This is a genomic window from Methylobacter tundripaludum SV96, assembly GCF_000190755.2.
GTDB lineage: Bacteria > Pseudomonadota > Gammaproteobacteria > Methylococcales > Methylomonadaceae > Methylobacter_A > Methylobacter_A tundripaludum.
Window position 1 is genome coordinate 1,847,314 of sequence record NZ_JH109152.1, and the last position, 18,672, is coordinate 1,865,985.

Here is an 18,672-nt window from a genome sequence, read left to right on the forward strand (position 1 = left end):
AATGTTACGCTTTAAAAAAATCCCCTAATAACTCTTGGCAACACTGTTTAAGCGGCGCGGAGGATTTTTCTATTTTCATTCTTAATAAGGCTCCCTGCCAAGTGTTCACCAGCAGGTCGGCCATATCTTCAGCCGATTTGTCGGTTCTTACCGTACCTTGTTGCTGTGCTTTGGCAAGGCCTGATTGCAATAAATCCCGGTAACGATTGAGGGCGGATTGCAGGGACTTTTGACAAATATCGCTGGTATCGCCGATTTCGCCGATTAAATTGCCCAACAGACAGCCGCCTTTAAAGTCCGCCTTCTCAAGATCGGCAATTCCCTCATCAAAATAACGCCGTAGCGCGCCGAGCGCGTCACCTTCGGACCGTTGCAAGTGCCCGGTCAATTGTTTAATAAACGGTTCGATATAGTGCTGAATGACTTCCGCGCCGAAATTTTCTTTGCTGCCGAAGTAATTATAAAAAGAGCCTTTGGGAATCTGCACCGCATCCAGAATCTCTTTCAGCCCAGTGCCGTGGTAGCCCTGCTCCATAAGCAAGGTTACACCCTGATTTAACAGGTTTTCCCGGTTAATTTGTTTTTTTGTAGTTTCATGCATGGCTAAATAATACGACCGGTTGTCTCATATTGTCAAAAGGTTTTATGTTTAAAAAAGGGGCTATAGGCTCAGGGCTAAAGGTGCCGGAATTTGAAGCCTGATTTTTTTCGCCTTTCGCCTTTCGCCTTTCGCCTTTCGCCTTTCGCCTTTCGCCTTTCGCCTTTCGCCTTTCGCCTTTCGCCTTTCGCCTTTCGCCTTTCGTCTTTCGTCTTTCGTCTTTCGTCTTTCGTCTTTCACGTTACAACCGACAACTTGATATTTCTTTTGAATATTTTCGCAGACCAACAAATTCAAACTCCATAGCAACCGGTTTTGGTATCATACCCAGCTACATCCACTTAACAGGAAACAACATGGGAAACCAGGTTGAACGCGAACATTTAAAGTCCGATCTTATCCTGCCTTGGGTCATTGTAGGCATGATGCTTGCGATGCTGGCGGCTTATATCATTATCTGTCATACCGTGGGCGAGCAGTTGCAACAGCCGTTGCCGGAAGCCCAGCGGGTGCTGGTCAGAACAATACTTTATGTTATTGCTATCGTAACTTTTCCGCTGACCAACCTGATCCGGCACATTCAGCTTCGCTTGAATCAAACCATGCCTTGTTCCCCGGCGACACAGGGAGCCGTTGCTACGGCAAAAAGCCGCTATCTGGTGACCGTCATCGTTTCGATGTCGCTGGTTGAAGTTGTCGGAATTTTCGGCCTGGTCATGTTCATGCTGGGCGATGGTTTCAACACCTTGTACATATTCACCGGGCTATCGGCGCTGGGGCTGTTTTTATACCAGCCGAAAGTCAGTGAATACTCCGAAATAATTGACGCAATCTCTGCACAAAGCCATGAATAACTTATTAGCCGACGCTGACCTCTGCGTCAAATGCGGTTTATGTCTGCCGCACTGCCCCACCTACAATAAAACCCAAAACGAAAATGAGTCGCCCCGCGGCCGTATTGCGTTAATTCAAGCCTGGGCGGGCAAGCACCTGGAAACATCGAAAAAGCTGGTTGAGCATATCGACAACTGCCTGTTATGCCGCTCCTGCGAGCGGGTTTGTCCTGCGGTAGTGCCGTACGGGCGGTTGATTAATGATTTCCGCGAACAAATAAAGGGCGAGCGCGATACTACGCTGTCGGTGTCGCTGCTGAAAAGAGTGTCCCACAATAAAACCGCCGGTCGCTTGGCACAATCGGGTTTAAAGTTTTATCAAACCACTGCCTTGCAAAAAACAGCACGATTCCTAAGATTACCCGAATTATTAAGACTCGATAAAATCGATCGCCTATTACCCGATTATCATGACTCAACACCGTTGGCGCCGCATTACCCGACGACTGCCGAAGTGAGAGGCAATGTAGGCTTGTTTATCGGCTGCATGGGTTCTTTGCTGGATCATGAGACCGTCAATGCGGCAATCAAGGTGTTAACTGCGGCGGGATTCAATGTATCCATACCCGAACAGCAGACCTGTTGCGGCGCACTGGATTTGCATGACGGCGATAATGAAACGTCGGGACAGTTGGCCGCAACCAATTGCAGCGCTTTTGCGGATAAAAACCTGGATGCGATAATCACCATCGCCAGCGGTTGCGGCAGTCAGATGCAGGAATACCAGCAGGCTGAGTTTGCCGGAAAGGTGGTTGATATTAGCCAGTTTTTAATCAAATCAGGCTGCGATCTCAGCGAGCAACTACAGCCATTGGCGGCATCGGTATGTCTGCATACGCCGTGTTCGTTAAAAAACGTCATGCGCGAGGAGCAAGGGGCGGTAAAGCTGCTGCAACAAATCCCTGAGATTAAAATGACGCCGCTGCCTGCATCGATACAATGCTGCGGTTCGGCGGGCAGTTATATGCTGGATCATCCGCAAATGGCGCAAGCGTTGTTAAGCGACCTGTTGGGTGTTGCTTTAAAAGACCAGCCTGAATATCTGGTCAGCTCCAATATAGGCTGTGCTTTGCATATATCGGCGGGACTCAGGGAACGGGGAATTGCGCTGGAAGTGCTTCATCCGGTTACTTTAATTGCGCGGCAATTAAAGTAACCGACCAAGAAACCCTCGCAGGTCAGATTTTAGCCCAACCTGCGAGGTGTCGAATAACTAAGGTAGACAGAGGACGGCCTATCCGGGCCGTCCCAAGAGTTAGGCCTTAACTTCCTCATAACGCTGACGGTAATTGTGGCCGTAAAAAATCTCAGTCACTTCCTTATGCAGCTTACTTTCTATTGCCGCTTTTTGATCGGCGGACAAGTCGCATTCCTTTTCGAACAAATAGTTTTCCAGCTCGGTTTCCTTGAGCATCATTTTGGTATGAAAAATATTTTCCTGATACACATTCACATCAATCATCTGATAACTTTCTTGCGTATCGATGGCAATATAGTCCTGAATAGACGTGATCTTATGATCGATATAATGCTTTTTGCCTGAAATGTCGCGGGTAAAACCGCGCACTTTATAATCCATGGTCACCACATCGGACTCAAAGCTGTGAATCAGGTAATTGAGCGCTTTCAACGGCGAAATCCTGCCGCAGGTGGAAACGTCAATATCCGCGCGAAAGGTGCTGATGCCGTTATCGGGATGACTTTCAGGATAAGTATGCACAGTAATGTGGCTTTTATCCAGATGCGCCAACACCGTTTCAGGCAAGGGACCGGGCGATTGGCTGTTCATGCTCGGCGGCGGCGGCGCTTCGCCCTCGGAGATCAGCATGGTAACGCTGGCGCCTTGCGGCTCATAGTCCTGGCGGGCGATATTAAGAACTTGTGCGCCGATGATTTCGGCAACATCTTTAAGAATTTGGGTCAGTTTATCGGCATTATAAGCTTCGTCGATATACTCGATATAAGCCTGTTGCTGTTCAGCTGGCGCATAACAGATGTCATAGATATTGAAACTGAGCGACTTTGTTAAATTATTAAAGCCGTGTAATTGCAATTTATTCAAAATAGTTAAACCTCGATAACTTCAAAATCATGGGTGATTTCCACCACTTTGCTGAGCATGATGGATGCGGAGCAATATTTTTCTGCGGATAATTTTACCGCCCTTTCAACAGCCGACGCCTTTAAATCATGACCGGTGACGATAAAATGCAGATGAATCTTGCTAAACACGCTCGGGATGGCATCAACTCGTTCGGCGGTGACCTCAGTCACACAGTTTACAATGTTATTCCTGCCTTTTTGCAAAATCTGCACCACATCAAAAGACGAACAACCACCCACGCCCAGCAGAAGCATTTCCATGGGGCGCATGCCTATATTACGACCGCCGTGGTCGGGAGGGCCATCCATAACTACGGCATGTCCGCTGCCGGTTTCGCCGACGAACATCACACCATCGACCCATTTAACTGTTACTTGCATTTTTTTTCCCGGTTAAAAATGACGCATAGAGTAGCATAAAAACGCTTATTGCCAGAGTAACAATGTTGATTTTTTTGTTAAAATCCGGCATTGTGAGTGGAATTTAACCCGGCACTGATGATAGATAACTTGTTGCTATGATACTGAAATACCAAGAAACCCCCTATAAAGAAGCGCTGGAACATTTCCTTCGTTTTTGCCATATAAAAAAATACCCTCCCAAGACTACCATTATTCGTCCTGGCGACACAGGCGACCGGCTGTATTTTATCATAGACGGATCCGTCAGTGTTTGCGTGGAAGATGCCGAAGGCGGGCATGAACTGATTCTCGCCTACTTAAATAAAAATGAATTTATCGGTGAAATCGGCATTTTTAAGGTCGCCGAAACGCGAAAAGTCAGCGTTAAAACACGTGGCGAGTGCCATTTGGCCGAAATAAGCTACGAACGACTCCGACAGGTCTTGAAAAAAGATCTCATGGAGCATGGACATGACATATTGTTCATGCTCGGTGAGCAATTATCGACACGGTTATTAAACACCAGCCGCAATTTAAGTGATCTGGCGTTTATGGATGTAGAAGGGCGGATTGCCCGAACCTTGCTTGATTTGTGTAAAAGTCCCGAAGCGATAACACACCCTGACGGCATGCAACTGCATATCTCCAGACAAGAAATCGGTCGCATGGTCAGCTGCTCAAGAGAAATGGCCGGGCGCGTTTTAAAAGAACTGGAAAATAAAAAACTGATTACCGCGCACGGCAAAACCATTGTGGTGTTTGGCACGAGATAACGTCTGAAATCAGCCAGTACTCGGGAGTGCCAAGCCCACATTCATCTCGCCTGAATTGCGCTCTCCCGCCCTTCCGGATCGTATCTGGCGATCCACCTTACGGCGTAACTACCCGAACGATAAAACTATTCTTTTAAGTTAGCCAAACCTGCAACAAACAAGCGCAATTTATTTTGGATGATGCGGGTATTATCAGGCCCCATGCGCAGCATCTGTTTATGTACCGGGTTTAATGCCTCAAGTTGCTGATCGGCAAATTTATAGCGTGCCGATTGTCTTTCCAATGCAATTTGCCCGTCTCTAGCCGGCGCGGCAAGGATTACCGCCGCCGCTTTTGTGAAAATATCTTCCAGACTGTACTCGTCCGGATAACTAAACTCCCTAAAAACCTGCACCAATAACGGCCTGAATTTTTTATACACTGCCAACGTTGCCTGTACATCCAGCGCATTTATTGCCGCAGCCAGCCGGTCATAGCGCTGATAACTTTTCGTGGCGATAAACAGGTTTTCATTATCCTGATCGACTGCAAACGGCTGATCCAACTCAAGAAAGCGCAAATTCTTTTCAAGACGCAATCCCTGCGAAAAATCGTTTGCGATAACCACATATTTTCTGACTAACTGGTCAGTATTCAGCCACCCGGAAAGCATGGGAGAAATACCCGTCATTTCCTCTCGCAACAGCGCGTCACTGTGATCAAGATCAGGCAAAATAAACGAGGCATCCTGCTGTAGCTCTACAAGAGTGTCAGTCGCTGCTCCGGGAACCGCTTCTGTCGTAGTCACTCCGTCTATCGCTTCACTGAGCGACAGCGGATCAACCGTCCCTGTCTCTTTGGAACCTGGAGGAAGCGCCAAAATTCGTGTTTCAGGTCCTGTTACGGCATTGCTTTGCAGATGCTCAAAGTAAAACCATCCTCCCCCCGTCAAAGCGATCAAAATAATCGCCACCAAGATCACGCCCCCGCCGATTTTTTTATCTTTAACCTGATCGTATCGATTCATGTGTAAAACCTTATGCGTATAATTCCACGCGATTATATACCTATGCGAACCGGCTCGTTATGCGTGTAACGACAGAAATCTTCCTGCTTTGATGGATTTTGAGCATTAAAAATTATCAAAATACTGCGCTTGCAGGGATAGAGGAGCGGGAATGGGCAAAATCGAAAGCTTCGCACGTTTATACTGAACGTTTGCAGGGCGGGATTAACCCAACGGTTTATGGATTGAATTCGCCCAAAGAATTCAGGCTGATTTGGCATTCAACACTACCTTTACAATCAAAGGCAGGCATAAAGGGTGCGCCGACCGGGCACTCCTGATTTAGCGATAGTTTTTAATACAAGAATTAAGCGTTGGCTTGCCCGATGATCGAGCAAGCCAACAACATTATTTCCCTGACTTATCCCTTGGACGCTCTCTTGCGCTCATTTTCAGTTAAGTATTTCTTGCGTAAGCGTATTGATTTTGGCGTGACTTCAACCAATTCATCTTCAGCAATAAATTCCAATGCTTGCTCTAAAGTCATTTTCTGAATTCTGGCTAACACCAAACTTTCATCCGTACCCGATGCGCGAACATTGGTTAATTGCTTCGGTTTGCAGGGGTTGACGGTTAGATCATTACTGCGTGAATGCAAGCCCACTAACATGCCTTCATAAACTTCATCGCCATTCACCAACAACAACTCACCACGCTCCTGTAGCGGATGCAATGAATACGTGACGGCTTTACCAGCAACCATTGAAATCATCACACCACGCTGACGACTGCCCACTTCGCCCGGTTTCATCGGACCGTAATGGTCGAATACATGGTACAGCAAACCGGAACCGGAAGTAGCGGTCATAAACTCGGTTTGGAAACCGATCAAACCACGCGACGGCATCATGTATTCCAAACGGATACGTCCCTTGCCGTCAGGAACCATATTGGTTAAGTCGCCTTTACGCTCGCCCAATTTTTCCATGATCGTACCTTGGTGGATTTCTTCCACTTCAATGGTGACCATTTCGAACGGTTCGCACTTTTTACCGTCAATTTCTTTCAGAATAACTTCAGGACGCGATACGCCCATTTCAAAGCCTTCGCGGCGCATGTTTTCAATCAATACCGATAAATGCAACTCACCACGACCTGATACTTTGAATTTATCCGGGTCTCCGGTATCTTCAACTTTTAGCGCGACGTTATGTTGCAGTTCTTTGTCTAACCGGTCGCGAATTTGGCGCGTAGTGACAAATTTGCCTTCGCGTCCGGCAAACGGCGAGTTATTGACCTGAAAAGTCATGGTTACCGTCGGTTCATCAACCGACAAGGGTGTCATGGCTTCTACGCTATCGGGATGGCAGATGGTGTCCGATATTTCCAGCTTTTCGATACCGGCAAAGGCAATAATATCGCCGGCGCGGGCCTCTTGAACTTCAACGCGATCCAAACCATGAAAGCCGTAGACTTGCAGCATACGACCTTTACGCTCAACACCTTCGCGATTAACAATAACCAACGGCATGTTCGGCTTGATAGTGCCGCGCTGAATCCGACCGATACCGATAACGCCGGTGTAAGTGTTGTAATCCAGGCTGGTAACCTGCATTTGGAAAGGTCCGTCTATATCAACCGGCGGAGGGCTAACTTTGGAAATAATCGTTTCAAACAGCGGAGTCATATCGCCGCCGGTGATAGTGTGTTCCAATCCGGCATAGCCATTGATTGCCGAAGCATAAACAATAGGAAAATCCAATTGTTCATCGGTTGCGCCCAAGCGATCGAATAAATCGAAAGTTTGATCGACAACCCAATCCGGACGTGCGCCCGGGCGGTCGATTTTATTGATGACCACAATCGGTTTCAGGCCCAAAGCAAACGCTTTTTGGGTAACGAATCGGGTTTGCGGCATTGGGCCGTCCACCGCATCAACCAGTAACAATACCGAGTCGACCATCGATAATACCCGCTCTACTTCGCCGCCAAAATCGGCATGGCCTGGGGTGTCGACGATATTGATATGATAGCCGTTCCAATCCAGCGCCGTATTCTTGGCCAGAATGGTGATACCGCGTTCTTTTTCAATATCGTTAGAGTCCATAATGCGCTCAGTTACTTTTGCATGAGCGGCAAACGTGCCGGACTGTTGCAATAATTTATCAACCAGGGTCGTTTTACCATGGTCAACGTGCGCAATAATTGCAATATTTCTTAATTTTTCGATCACTTTTATGGTCTCTAAGGTTTAAATAAACAAATGTAGAAGGCGTTGTGCGCATTCTTTTAAGCATGATGAGTGCGGAAGCACCCTAATGGGTTAATTGCGGGGAAAGAAAGGACGACATGCCGTCATGACTGCTGTTTAGATTTTGTTGGACGCACCCTGCTTGGTCCAATTTGGAGATAAGGTTAACTCTGCTCCCAAGGCAAGCCCTGAAAGCGCCAGCCGCCAAGATTGCCTCGATGCTTGTGCTCATCCAAGGCGCCTTCAAAACCGTCGACAATGTTAATCAACAACTGATAACCGGCCTCTTCCAACGCTTTTGCCGCATCCAGCGAACGTTGGCCGCTACGGCAAAGCAATAAAATCGGCGCATTGCGATCAAGTACAATTTTTTTAACTTCGGCAACAAACTGTGGGTTAACCTGCCAATCGGGCGCTTCCTTCCAGGGAATTGATATTGCGCCGGGAGGGTGTCCTACAAAGGAATGTTCAACTTTTGTTCTTACATCCACTAACACGGCATCGGAATTATTTTGTAACAAATCCCATGCCTGTTGCGGATCTAAATTTTCTATCATCGTGTTTAATCTCTATGTGCGTTTTTGACGCTCTCGGCAATTGCTCCCGGCAATCGTACTTTTTGCGTCCATGCGTCAGGGCTATCAGGTTACGGGCACGAAGCGCATCGCTGTAATAAGCTCAACATCACTACGTTTGTCCTACGCCACTGCTTTTTCTCGCATAAAAGCCCAAATCCATGGTTTATGACTGCCTATTATCTCATCCCTTAGGCCACGGTCAAGAAACCAACTCATGACAATGCCATCAAAGCCGCTTTATACATTCAGAATGGCTACGTTTTTCTTGCCAAGTATTAGTGTTTAGCCCTTACCGACAGGGATACGGCTAGGTCATCAGCAGAGGCTTTGGCTAATCCGCATAAGCCGCTATATAACTCATCACAACAAACAAAATATCAGGCAATCACCGCCAAAATGCCCTGCTGATCACCATTCTTATTCCATTACCGGCGGGATAACACTCACCCGATGCTCCAGCCATTCCTGCAAAAAGTCCATAAAGCTTCTTACTTTAGCTGACAAATACTTTCGATGCGGATATACCGCATGAACGTCCAAAGGCGGCGACGTATAATCTTCCAGAACAACTTTCAACCTGCCCTTTTCAATGTCCCGACCGACAATATAAGTGGGTAACATCACCAGCCCCAAGCCGCTAATTGCAGCGATTCGTATCGGATCGGCGACATTGGCCTGCATTCTTCCGGAAACATTGATTCCTGTATATCCGGCTTCGCCTTTAAAGAGCCATTTATTTCTCGGTGCAATGGCCCAATTAACCAGACAGCTGTGATTTTCCAAATCTTCCGGCGTCTCGGGGATACCGTATTGCTCAAAATAATCCGGTGATCCGCAAACAACCAGCGACGAACTGGCTAATTTCCGGGCAAACATACTGGTATCATCCAAAGCGCCCAGAAAAATAGCGACATCGATCCCCTCATCTATCAAATCGCCGGGGCTGCTCTGTATAATCATTTCAATGGTTAAATCGGAGTGTATTTTCAGAAATTCAGATACGGCATGAGCGATATGCGTCGAGCCGATTACCGGCGGCGCACTGATCCTTAAAACGCCTCTCGGCTCCGTCTGTAGATGCGTTACCGCGGCTTCCATTTCCTCAACCTCAAGCAACACTTGCTGACATCGTTCCAGATAGGATGCGCCCACGTCGGTCAGGCTTAAGCTGCGTGTGGTCCGGTTGAATAATCGCGTACCCAGCACACCCTCAAGATGCATGATATGTTTGGTTGCCATGGCCCTGGAAATATCCAGGTCACGCGCACCACCAGCAAAGCTTCCGGCCTTTGCCACGCGAACGAAAACGTTCATGCTGGTTAATTTATCCATGGGGTTATCTCTTTAAATCCTGAAAAGGGTGACCGGTTTAACAAAGCCAATTGTTTCTTATAATCAAAATAATAGCTTCATTATACGTTATATTGTATCCAACAAATATCCTTGCATAGTTGACTGCCTAAATCGCTTTTATCCATTCACCAGCCGCCTATCTTCTTTCCATAACACGTCTTCAATTTCACACTGCGGTATAAAACCGGTAACGGCATCGGCCAAAACGCCCCTGACCCGCTCAAAATCATCGTCTTCTGTTGCCTGCTCCAAGGTTGCCAGCATTTTCTCCAGCTCGGCCCAGGGAATAACGTGCTCTTGTGCGCGCATAATTCTTGCGTGATCGGTCTTGGAAACATTATCGCCAATCAACAGCTCTTCATACAGTTTTTCTCCAGGCCTTAGACCCGTATAGCTAATCTCAATATCGCCGTCGGGATGCTCAGCATCCTTGATTTCCAAACCACTCAAATGAATCATTCTCTTGGCTAAGTCAACAATACGAATAGGCTCGCCCATATCCAGCACAAACACATCGCCGCCATGGCCCATTGCACCCGCCTGAATAACCAACTGCGACGCTTCAGGTATGGTCATAAAATAGCGAATGATTCTTTCATCAGTCACCGTTACCGGCCCGCCTCTTGCGATCTGCTCTTTAAACAACGGCACAACGGATCCGGAAGAACCTAATACATTACCAAACCGCACCATCGTAAAACGGGTCCGAAGATTATTAACGGCATTTAAACTGAGCGCCTGCAAAATCAATTCAGCAAAGCGCTTGGTCGCTCCCATGGTATTAGTTGGCCTGACGGCCTTATCCGTTGAAATAAGCACAAAGGTTTCAACGTCCGCCTTTATCGCTGCCTGTGCCACATGCAAAGTGCCAAAGATATTGTTCCAGACCGCTTCGCCCGGATTTCTTTCGACCATCGGCACATGCTTATAAGCGGCCGCATGATAGATTGTTTGCACCTTGAAAGTATTGCATATTTTTTCGCAGCGCTTGGCGTTCGTGACCGAACCCAACACGGGAATAAGCTTTATTTCCTCAGCATTGTTTATATCGCCGGGGATGGCGGGTGTGCCGTCGGCCAGTCGTGAACCGGCGCGGCGTTTGGTTAACAGATGCTGCAACTCTTTTTCTATGGCATAAAGCGCAAACTCGCTTATTTCAAAAAGAATCAGCGAATTCGGCTGCAACCGGATAATTTGCCGACAAAGTTCGGAGCCGATAGAACCGCCTGCGCCGGTTACCATCACCACTTTTCCGGCAATATTGGCATGCAGTAGCGACTGATCGGGCGCTACTGCGTCGCGTCCCAAGAGATCGGCAATATCAACCTCCTGTAGCGCATCAACGGTGACTTTGCCTTGGGCAATATCAGACAAGCCAGGCATGGACATGACATGAACGGCAAAAGGCTCTAATAAACGAATAATTTCACTTTTACGCGCCCGGTTAGCCGATGGCATAGCCAACAGAATATCTGAAACCTGATGCCTTTCTATCAAGTACCTTAAGGAACTGAGCGGATAAATCCGCAGGCCGTTGACCTTTTGTTTTTGTAACAACACGTCATCGTCAATGAACGCTATGGGCCTGAATTCGCGCCCATAGCCTAATGCGGAAGCCAGCTGCACCCCGGCGTTTCCCGCGCCGTAAATCACTACATTTTTTTTGCTATGACTTTTTACCCCCCGGCCTCCCCCCAAGTTTAAATAAAGCTCTCCCAGCCACCAACGTGCAAAAAAACGACTACTACCCACCAGCAGCATCATATTCAACCAATTTAACGGCAACACCGTCCGAGGAACACCCTTGATGCCGGACTCATACAGGACAAACGCAAAAACCAGTGCATACAGCGTAGTCGCCTGAATAATGGTCCATAACGCCCTAACCTCTATGTAGCGAATAATCGCCCGGTACAAGCCCATCTTAATAAAAATAGGCACAGCAATAACAGGCGCAGCAGCAAACAGATACCACTCGTCGCTTTTGGGGACATACAGCTCTCCCCAGCGCAAAGAAAGAGCAGCCCAAAGAGCAAATATGGCAAAAAATACATCAGCACTAATGAGGATAAAGGCCTTCTTTTGTCGTGGAAGGAGAATAAACCAAGTGCGCGTGTGTGATCTCATGAATTAGTCCTACTTATTTATCGCAATAACCCGTTTTATTATACTCGATTAAATAAGTTCACTTGGCCTGCCTGGCTTGAGCCTGACGATCACCCGCTTTATAACGATATGCCAACAATAATAACGGCAAATACGCCACCATGAGCCCCACAATGCCGTCCAATTTATCCAATGCAACCAGTCCGGCAGCAGGCATCAACCAAAAAACATTAATAGCGGCTACTGCCAACGTAACCGGGCGATGAGCGCCCAAGATGCGTGATGCATATTGATAGGCATGGCTACGATGCGCCTCATAAAACTTCTCCCCCCGCAATACGCGGCGAGACAAGGTAACGGTTGCATCAACAATGAATACGCCCAGCAAAATCAACCATACCCAAAATAACCGGGGGTCAATCCACGCCGCTTGCACCGAAAGCAGCGCCAGCATAATACCCAAAAAACCGCTACCGGCATCCCCCATAAAAATACGGGCGGGCGGAAGATTCCAAAAAAGAAACCCCAAAACGGCTGTAGCCAGAAAGGCCGTCAGCATCCAAGCCGTTGAATCCGGCGCAACAAGCCAGACCATCAACGCGCCGCTGCAACAAACCGTAATCGCCTCAATACCGGCAAGGCCATCGATGCCATCCATGAAATTGTAAAGATTGAGCAACCAAACTATATAAACCGCCGCACACAGATACCCAAGCCATCCCAAATTCAGCGAATATCCAAAAGCCGCGAGCGGAGGAAAGCCGCCCAGCCAATAAAGCCCCCAAACCGCCGCACCGAAATGCACCAATAAGCGCCAGCGCGCGGCAATGTGTCCGTGATCATCCAGAAAACCAGTTACCGCAACGGCGAACCCGGCGCCCCATAAAGCCAAAAACACAGGGGTAGAAAGCAAATCAAACGTGTTTAAAATGGGCAAAACAGCCAGAAACGACACCACAACAGCAACACCGCCGCCTCTGGGCGTCGGCACCGAGTGCGAGCTGCGCTCATTGGGAATATCGATTAAGTTCTTCGCCAAGGCGTACCGGCGCAAAAAACCGGTGAGCGCCCAAGACGCTACACTCGTTAGCAAAATAAACCACCAAAAAATCATTTGTGCCTCACTTAGTCATTGACGACTGTATGGATATGGACGCGGGGGGTACGACGCCACGGATAGAGGAGGTAGAGCGACACAGGAGTAGTTGCCGAAGCCAGAACTCCGATAATGCAGATTATTTCCGTGAACTTACTGAAAACGGGTCCCGTAGAAAATCGTCGGCGTAAAAAACCGAATGCCTTAACTTGAATATTACCAAAATCAAACAGGCTATGATTTTTGTAAAAAATCCGTTGCCGTTTTCTTCAAAGCATCATCCACACTCACAGGAGGCTGCCAGCCCAGCAGATCACGCGCTTCGCTAATATCAACTTGAAGTGAATTACACAAACGCTGCGCCATATCACGCTTACCCACCAACATAGCGGCGGCTTTTAATATCCAGATAGGCATAGGAAACAGTTTGACGGGCTTGCCCAATGCGTTGCCCATGCGTTGCAACAGTTCGGTAGTAGACAGATCCTCACCGTCCGCCGCCAAAAATGTCCGGTTAGCCGCTGCCGGATGATCAATGCAGGTTATGATCAAATCGACCAAATTATCCAATGCAACAAAACTGCGCTTATTATGAATGGCGCCCAAAGGTAACGGGATACCCTTCTCAAGCCAATGCATCATACTGTAAAAATTGGCCTTCACGCCCGGCCCATAGACCAGAGGCGGGCGAATGATCACTACTTCCATACCGGTTTCATCAGCCAATTGTCGTAACGCCTCTTCGGCTTCGAGCTTGGAAATACCGTAAGGGTCAACTGGTGCGGGTTGATCCTCAACGGTATAAGGCCGTCCCAACAGCGTACCTTCACCATTTACCTTGATCGAACTGATAAAAATGAAGCGCTGCACGCCTGCATCGGCCGCCTGTCGAGCAAGATTCCAGGCACCCTCAATATTTATCTTACGCAACTCATCCAGCGGATCGGCTGCGCTATCCTTCATTACATGCACATGCGCAGCAAGATGAATAACCACTTTTATACCGAGCAATGCATTCGTCCAATCCGTTTCGCCGTTTATCTCGCCGATTGACACGGTCTCAATATTTTCGACTTGTGAATTCTCAAGGCGCAATGCCGCACGAACGGATTGCCCTTGGCGAAACAATTCAGCACAGAGCGATTTACCTATAAAACCTGAAGCTCCCGAGACCAACATTTTCATATACTCGAACTCACCGTATTAACTCAAACAAGCGGATCGGGAGTTTCAACGCCAGAAATAACATATTGGTATATAACCCATTCTCTTTGCACGCCCTGACAATTTCCCAATTCAGCTTAACACTCGACATAAATCCGCTATTACTCAATCCACCGGAACGCATAGTCACTGTGACCTTATCAATAAATGACCACGATATTTTTTGCCTGATCAGCAACCTGACCAGCATCTCAAAATCGGCAGCTATTTTATAATTCGTTTTATACATCCCACCTTCTTCATAACAAGATTTTTTGCAATAAAAGGTAGGGTGGGGGGGCATTACTCCGATCCGCAGTAACGCAGAATTAAATTTGGCAACCCGATACTTCCGTAGAATTTTTTTAAGATTATTTTTGTCGACAATATTGAGACAGGAAAAAACTGCATCTACTTTCGCCATGTAAAACCTGTCCGCTATGTCTTGCAATACATTTTCATCAGAAAACATATCATCTGAATTTAACATACCAACATACTCTCCTGAACAAAGGGATATACCTTTGTTCATCGCATCGTAGATTCCGCCATCCTTTTCGCTACTCCAATAATCGATGATATGATCGTACTGTCTCAAAATATCAACCGTTGCATCGCTAGAGCCGCCGTCAACAATGATATGTTCAATGTTCTCATAACTCTGCTTTATAACGCTTTCTATTGTGTCCCGTATTGTTTCCGCACCATTAAATACTACGGTAATTACCGTGATTAACGGCTTACCCGGCAATGAATGCTTATAGATGCCTTGAGAACGTAATCCGCCCTCCACCTTATGCGTTTGGGATGAACAGTTAAGTTTGCAGTCAGGATCATTTTTTATCGCGGAATGCACTGAGGCTGCAATTATTGCTTTCAAGCGGCCTCTCCTTCATCAGTCGCAAGACCCAACATCGCAGCAGCAACTTCTTCCCAGTTTCGCGGTATTACCTTAAGGTTTTCTGACCACTCCGGCCACCACCCTGAATCAAGACGCTCGCTTAAATTTACTACAGCGACATACAGCGAATTCAAATCCTCAGGATTAAAGTAAATCGCCTGATTCCCACAAAGCGTTCGAGCGTAAGGCAGGTCAGGGCAAATAATCGGCAGGCCTATCCACATTGCTTCGACAAGCGGAAACCCGAAACTCTCGGAAAGAGAAAGAAATAAAAGTGCATCTGCATTTTCATATGCCTTTATAACTTTATCCGGGGCAAGCCTATCGACGCAATGTATCCATGCTATTGCAGGGTTTGGATTCAAGTTTTCTGGAATTGTAAGTAATAATTCAGATACAGGCCATACGTTTGCTCGATCAGCCTGAATCGCTCTTAAGAAGCGATGATTTTTGTGTGGGTAAACTGCAGCCGGATAAAAAAGCCGCAAACCAGAGTCTGTCCGAATATTCCTTTGAGTCCGTTTAAGTTGAGATTCAAGTAGCCAGAGTGGAGCGGGCTGCGCAATGACATGTACGCGACCTATTATTTCTGGGTAGGTATCAATAAGAGCCGCTTTCATGGCCTCAGTTTGAACAATGAAGGTTGAAACATAGCCTATGTTGAGCTTGAACAGCCAACGTGCTATCCAATACTTGATAGCGCCAAGTTGCCTGCCTGTACTTGCACCTTGCGCCAGCAGGGGAGTTTGAACGAAGACCGTTTGTTTCGTTTTACTCCTGACAGGTATATCGCCTAGCACCAGCAACGGAGTAGTGCCATCAAACTTGCTGCCGAATAGCGTACATTCCAGTAATCTTGAAATTGAATTGGGTAAATATCGTTTGTAGCATATCAATTTGGTTTCATGACAAGCGGTTTCGTAATTGGAAAGCTCGCCCCGAGACGGCAGGTAAACCGCTTCCAATTTATAATCCAAAAGCCGCTCAAAATTCGGCAGCAAGGACTGAATTAATTGAACAGCGCCAAGCCCTGCAATATTGGTAAGATGAAGACGAACCGCCTTTCTTTCCCTGACGTGCTCAGTCATAATCATACCAAGGACAAGAAGGCTTCGGTTGCATTGCGTTAGACAAGTCATCTCTGAGCACATCGAACATATAACGACCGGCCACGTCAGGCTCAAGCGCCGCACCAGCATTCCGGGCCGCAAGACGCATTTTTTCCAAATGTTCTGGTGCGTTTGCAAACGCATTCACTTTATGCTCCAGATCAGACACATCTTCACTGGTGAAAATCACGCCGCATCGCCACTTTTCAATGACTGCTCCCGCGCCCACCCGGTCGCTGCAAATAACCGGAACTCCCGCCATCAGTGCCTCATTAACGACGACTCCCCAACCATCATATCGGCTCGGCAGCACGAGAGCGTCATAATCGGCAATAACGGCTTGCGATTCTCCGAAAGGAATCAAGCCGCAATACCGAACGGTAGACTGGTCGAAATCGAATTGATGGGAATCGCCATAACCGTAAGCATCAACTGTGACCGCGGCTCCATTTCCATTCAGGTTTCTAACCGCCTCGATCAATACATCCAATCCCTTGGTTGTAATCAATGTCCCGATGAAAATCAGTCTTAAACCGGTCTTTTTCGAATCGGTCGCCGGCGGTTCTGAACGAAGGCGTTCAGAACGCGGCACAAAGTACCCAAAGGGAAAGATTTTTTCCTTGGCTATGCCGATACTTCGATATTGCGATGCCGCAAGTGGTGAAATAGCGAAGACGCCGGCGATACGGCGGCTCAGCATCGCACCATAAAAACGGTATAAAATTGGGCGCAGTAATGCTTTAGCCCAATTAATGAGTTTATGCTTATCAGTTAGATAACCGGCAGAAATTGGAGAATAAGACTCCGAGATTAGAAACACTCTTAGCCCCATTGCTATGGCCAGCAATAACGTAACAATCAACCTCGGTTGTTCAAATGGACTGCCAAAAAGATGGACAGCATCTCGATGCGCCAGAAGCTGCTGAATAATATACTTGACCCACCCTTTTTGCGGAATCAGCTGGGGGGAAAGCGATGCCGCATGTCGATTCACCCAGCCTTGTAATTGCCGCGATGGATGTTCAGTCTTGGCGACATACACTGTTAGAGGGCATTTTGCCGCCTGTTGCAGCGCTTCCAACGTATATGACTGATGATCCGTTAAAATAGGATGCCAACTGACCACTTTCAATGTTGCGCTCCAGTTGAAGACTCAAACAGGAACTCGCTCAGCATTTGACCCACTCTTTCCGGTGCGCATACTGCCGATACGGCCTGCACACCACTTAGCGATAAAGCGTTTGCGGCATCGCGATTCTCGACAATCCAACGCAGCTTCTCGATCAGCAGTTCCGAATCGTCAGCCTCCAAATAGATAGCGCCCTCAGCAAGCACTTTTCGAACATCGCTAATGTCCGTCGTGACGACGAGTATGCCTTGGCTGGCAAATTCAATGACTTTCGATGGGAATGTCGTATCTGCAAGTGCGCCTGAGTTTGGTTTAAGGGCAAGGCCAACATGAGTCCCCGCGAGTATCTGCTTGTATTCTTCGTCTGTTGTGCGGCCGTATACAATGACTTCGGGATCTCCGGGGCTGTCCGCCAACGCTTTAAACTGCTCAAGACAGTCGCCCTTGCCGGTAATCCTAAAGCTTATGTTTTTCGCCCATGACGGGGATTCCTCTCGCAACATATTAATGGCGTTGATTAGCAGTGGTGCGCCGGTGTCGTATGAAACTGTTCCTCCCAAAAGAACGGTGATTGGCGACAAATCCCAGCTTGCTATTGTAGACAGGGCTTCTGTAGTCCCGTAACAACATTGGGTGGGCCGCAGCTTGGTCGTGCTTTCAAGCGCCCGGCACGCAAGTAGCGCACCTCGTGAACATAGTTTATCGAAGAGCCGGCTTAAAATACGTGACCTTATACCGGATACAGACCAAAGGTTTAAATCAATCGCGCCATCTTCCAAATCCAATGCCGTCTCAATCCGAAAAATTTTTGCGAAAATCAAAATGGGCAAGTAGGCCGACATGCGATTATAAAAAAGAGCTGTTTTCTTCACCTTTTTTCTATGCAAACCCCAGAGTATTGGAACGGACGAAAATAATGTCAGCAACTCGGAAAGAACCGGGAAATGAAAAAAAGGTAAGTAAATAACAGGCACACCATCCAACCGATACACCTTACCGCGAAAATAACGACCAGAGTTATTCTGTTTGCCGCGTCCCAAGCTAATGACTAATGCACGCACCCCTGCTTTACGCATAGCTTTAGATAAAAGAAAGACCTTACGTGAGGCCGCGGGGCTATCCGTTACAATGCCTCTTTCGAGGCGCGTTACATCATCAAGAGCATTGCAAATAAAAAAAAGATTACGCATC

18 protein-coding genes are annotated in these 18,672 nt (G+C 47.5%); 4 read left to right on the top strand and 14 right to left on the bottom strand.

From position 1 onward, the window contains the following. Nucleotides 1–4 precede the first annotated feature (4 nt). A complete protein-coding gene (locus METTU_RS08420; RefSeq protein WP_006890934.1) occupies nucleotides 5–601 on the bottom strand; it encodes a TetR/AcrR family transcriptional regulator in 597 nt (198 codons plus the stop codon). Nucleotides 602–954: 353 nt separating this feature from the next. Here METTU_RS08420 and METTU_RS08430 point away from each other — a divergent pair, with 353 nt between their 5' ends. Continuing rightward, nucleotides 955–1,452, top strand: a complete 498-nt coding sequence (locus tag METTU_RS08430; protein WP_006890935.1) for a hypothetical protein — start codon at nucleotides 955–957, stop codon at nucleotides 1,450–1,452. Further along, nucleotides 1,445–2,647, top strand: a complete 1,203-nt coding sequence (locus METTU_RS08435) for a (Fe-S)-binding protein (protein WP_006890936.1) — start codon at nucleotides 1,445–1,447, stop codon at nucleotides 2,645–2,647. The genes METTU_RS08430 and METTU_RS08435 overlap by 8 nt, the downstream gene beginning before the upstream one ends. A gap of 99 nt (nucleotides 2,648–2,746) precedes the next feature. Here METTU_RS08435 and speD read toward each other — a convergent pair whose 3' ends face one another. Continuing rightward, nucleotides 2,747–3,553, bottom strand: coding sequence for an adenosylmethionine decarboxylase (gene speD, locus METTU_RS08440; protein WP_006890937.1), 807 nt, complete (start codon nucleotides 3,551–3,553; stop codon nucleotides 2,747–2,749). Nucleotides 3,554–3,558: 5 nt separating this feature from the next. Further along, entirely contained in the window at nucleotides 3,559–3,975 is a 417-nt protein-coding gene (locus METTU_RS08445; RefSeq protein WP_006890938.1) for an OsmC family protein, read from the bottom strand. 137 nt (nucleotides 3,976–4,112) lie between these two features. Here METTU_RS08445 and crp point away from each other — a divergent pair, with 137 nt between their 5' ends. Next, the gene (crp, locus tag METTU_RS08450) at nucleotides 4,113–4,769 is read left to right on the top strand and encodes a cAMP-activated global transcriptional regulator CRP (protein ID WP_006890939.1); all 657 of its coding nucleotides are present in this window, start codon (nucleotides 4,113–4,115) and stop codon (nucleotides 4,767–4,769) included. Nucleotides 4,770–4,894: 125 nt separating this feature from the next. Here the strand turns inward: crp and METTU_RS08455 are convergent, their stop codons facing one another. Then, a complete protein-coding gene (locus tag METTU_RS08455) occupies nucleotides 4,895–5,776 on the bottom strand; it encodes a DUF3014 domain-containing protein (RefSeq protein ID WP_006890940.1) in 882 nt (293 codons plus the stop codon). Between the two features lie 98 nt (nucleotides 5,777–5,874). Here METTU_RS08455 and METTU_RS23150 point away from each other — a divergent pair, with 98 nt between their 5' ends. Then, on the top strand, nucleotides 5,875–6,096 hold the full coding sequence (locus METTU_RS23150; protein ID WP_150107762.1) for a hypothetical protein: 222 nt from the start codon (nucleotides 5,875–5,877) through the stop codon (nucleotides 6,094–6,096). Between the two features lie 80 nt (nucleotides 6,097–6,176). On the opposite strand, the gene typA is transcribed toward METTU_RS23150, so the two are convergent. From typA to METTU_RS08505, 10 genes are all read right to left on the bottom strand, one after another. Continuing rightward, complete coding sequence (typA, locus tag METTU_RS08460; protein WP_006890941.1) at nucleotides 6,177–7,988, bottom strand: translational GTPase TypA; 1,812 nt, start codon at nucleotides 7,986–7,988, stop codon at nucleotides 6,177–6,179. Between the two features lie 182 nt (nucleotides 7,989–8,170). Beyond that, nucleotides 8,171–8,563 (bottom strand): rhodanese-like domain-containing protein, encoded by a 393-nt coding sequence (locus METTU_RS08465; RefSeq protein WP_006890942.1) that lies wholly within the window; start codon nucleotides 8,561–8,563, stop codon nucleotides 8,171–8,173. Nucleotides 8,564–9,001: 438 nt separating this feature from the next. Then, nucleotides 9,002–9,916 (bottom strand): LysR family transcriptional regulator, encoded by a 915-nt coding sequence (locus METTU_RS08470; RefSeq protein WP_006890943.1) that lies wholly within the window; start codon nucleotides 9,914–9,916, stop codon nucleotides 9,002–9,004. 138 nt (nucleotides 9,917–10,054) lie between these two features. Continuing rightward, nucleotides 10,055–12,064 (bottom strand): polysaccharide biosynthesis protein, encoded by a 2,010-nt coding sequence (locus tag METTU_RS08475; protein WP_006890944.1) that lies wholly within the window; start codon nucleotides 12,062–12,064, stop codon nucleotides 10,055–10,057. A 58-nt stretch (nucleotides 12,065–12,122) separates the two neighbouring features. Then, complete coding sequence (locus METTU_RS08480) at nucleotides 12,123–13,082, bottom strand: MraY family glycosyltransferase (protein ID WP_254257841.1); 960 nt, start codon at nucleotides 13,080–13,082, stop codon at nucleotides 12,123–12,125. Between the two features lie 291 nt (nucleotides 13,083–13,373). Next, nucleotides 13,374–14,324: a UDP-glucose 4-epimerase family protein gene (locus tag METTU_RS08485; protein ID WP_006890946.1), complete on the bottom strand. Its 951-nt coding sequence runs from the start codon at nucleotides 14,322–14,324 to the stop codon at nucleotides 13,374–13,376. A 10-nt stretch (nucleotides 14,325–14,334) separates the two neighbouring features. Further along, nucleotides 14,335–15,222 carry a glycosyltransferase family 2 protein gene (locus tag METTU_RS08490; protein ID WP_006890947.1) on the bottom strand — a complete coding sequence of 296 codons (888 nt, stop codon included), beginning with the start codon at nucleotides 15,220–15,222 and terminating at the stop codon, nucleotides 14,335–14,337. Next, nucleotides 15,219–16,331, bottom strand: a complete 1,113-nt coding sequence (locus METTU_RS08495; RefSeq protein WP_006890948.1) for a glycosyltransferase — start codon at nucleotides 16,329–16,331, stop codon at nucleotides 15,219–15,221. Before METTU_RS08495 ends, METTU_RS08490 begins: the two co-directional genes overlap by 4 nt. Next, nucleotides 16,324–17,478 carry a glycosyltransferase family 4 protein gene (locus METTU_RS08500; RefSeq protein ID WP_254257942.1) on the bottom strand — a complete coding sequence of 385 codons (1,155 nt, stop codon included), beginning with the start codon at nucleotides 17,476–17,478 and terminating at the stop codon, nucleotides 16,324–16,326. Before METTU_RS08500 ends, METTU_RS08495 begins: the two co-directional genes overlap by 8 nt. Nucleotides 17,479–17,480: 2 nt before the next feature. Beyond that, entirely contained in the window at nucleotides 17,481–18,671 is a 1,191-nt protein-coding gene (locus METTU_RS08505; protein ID WP_006890950.1) for a glycosyltransferase, read from the bottom strand. Nucleotide 18,672 lies beyond the last annotated feature (1 nt).

What these genes read in the sequence shown, in the direction of transcription:
- METTU_RS08420 (WP_006890934.1), bottom strand. Translation starts at nt 601, where the DNA reads ATGCATGAAACTACAAAAAAACAAATTAACCGGGAAAACCTGTTAAAT.
- METTU_RS08430 (WP_006890935.1), top strand. Translation starts at nt 955, where the DNA reads ATGGGAAACCAGGTTGAACGCGAACATTTAAAGTCCGATCTTATCCTG.
- METTU_RS08435 (WP_006890936.1), top strand. Translation starts at nt 1,445, where the DNA reads ATGAATAACTTATTAGCCGACGCTGACCTCTGCGTCAAATGCGGTTTA.
- METTU_RS08445 (WP_006890938.1), bottom strand. Translation starts at nt 3,975, where the DNA reads ATGCAAGTAACAGTTAAATGGGTCGATGGTGTGATGTTCGTCGGCGAA.
- crp (WP_006890939.1), top strand. Translation starts at nt 4,113, where the DNA reads ATGATACTGAAATACCAAGAAACCCCCTATAAAGAAGCGCTGGAACAT.
- METTU_RS08455 (WP_006890940.1), bottom strand. Translation starts at nt 5,776, where the DNA reads ATGAATCGATACGATCAGGTTAAAGATAAAAAAATCGGCGGGGGCGTG.
- METTU_RS08465 (WP_006890942.1), bottom strand. Translation starts at nt 8,563, where the DNA reads ATGATAGAAAATTTAGATCCGCAACAGGCATGGGATTTGTTACAAAAT.
- METTU_RS08470 (WP_006890943.1), bottom strand. Translation starts at nt 9,916, where the DNA reads ATGGATAAATTAACCAGCATGAACGTTTTCGTTCGCGTGGCAAAGGCC.
- METTU_RS08475 (WP_006890944.1), bottom strand. Translation starts at nt 12,064, where the DNA reads ATGAGATCACACACGCGCACTTGGTTTATTCTCCTTCCACGACAAAAG.
- METTU_RS08485 (WP_006890946.1), bottom strand. Translation starts at nt 14,324, where the DNA reads ATGAAAATGTTGGTCTCGGGAGCTTCAGGTTTTATAGGTAAATCGCTC.
- METTU_RS08495 (WP_006890948.1), bottom strand. Translation starts at nt 16,331, where the DNA reads ATGACTGAGCACGTCAGGGAAAGAAAGGCGGTTCGTCTTCATCTTACC.
- METTU_RS08505 (WP_006890950.1), bottom strand. Translation starts at nt 18,671, where the DNA reads ATGCGTAATCTTTTTTTTATTTGCAATGCTCTTGATGATGTAACGCGC.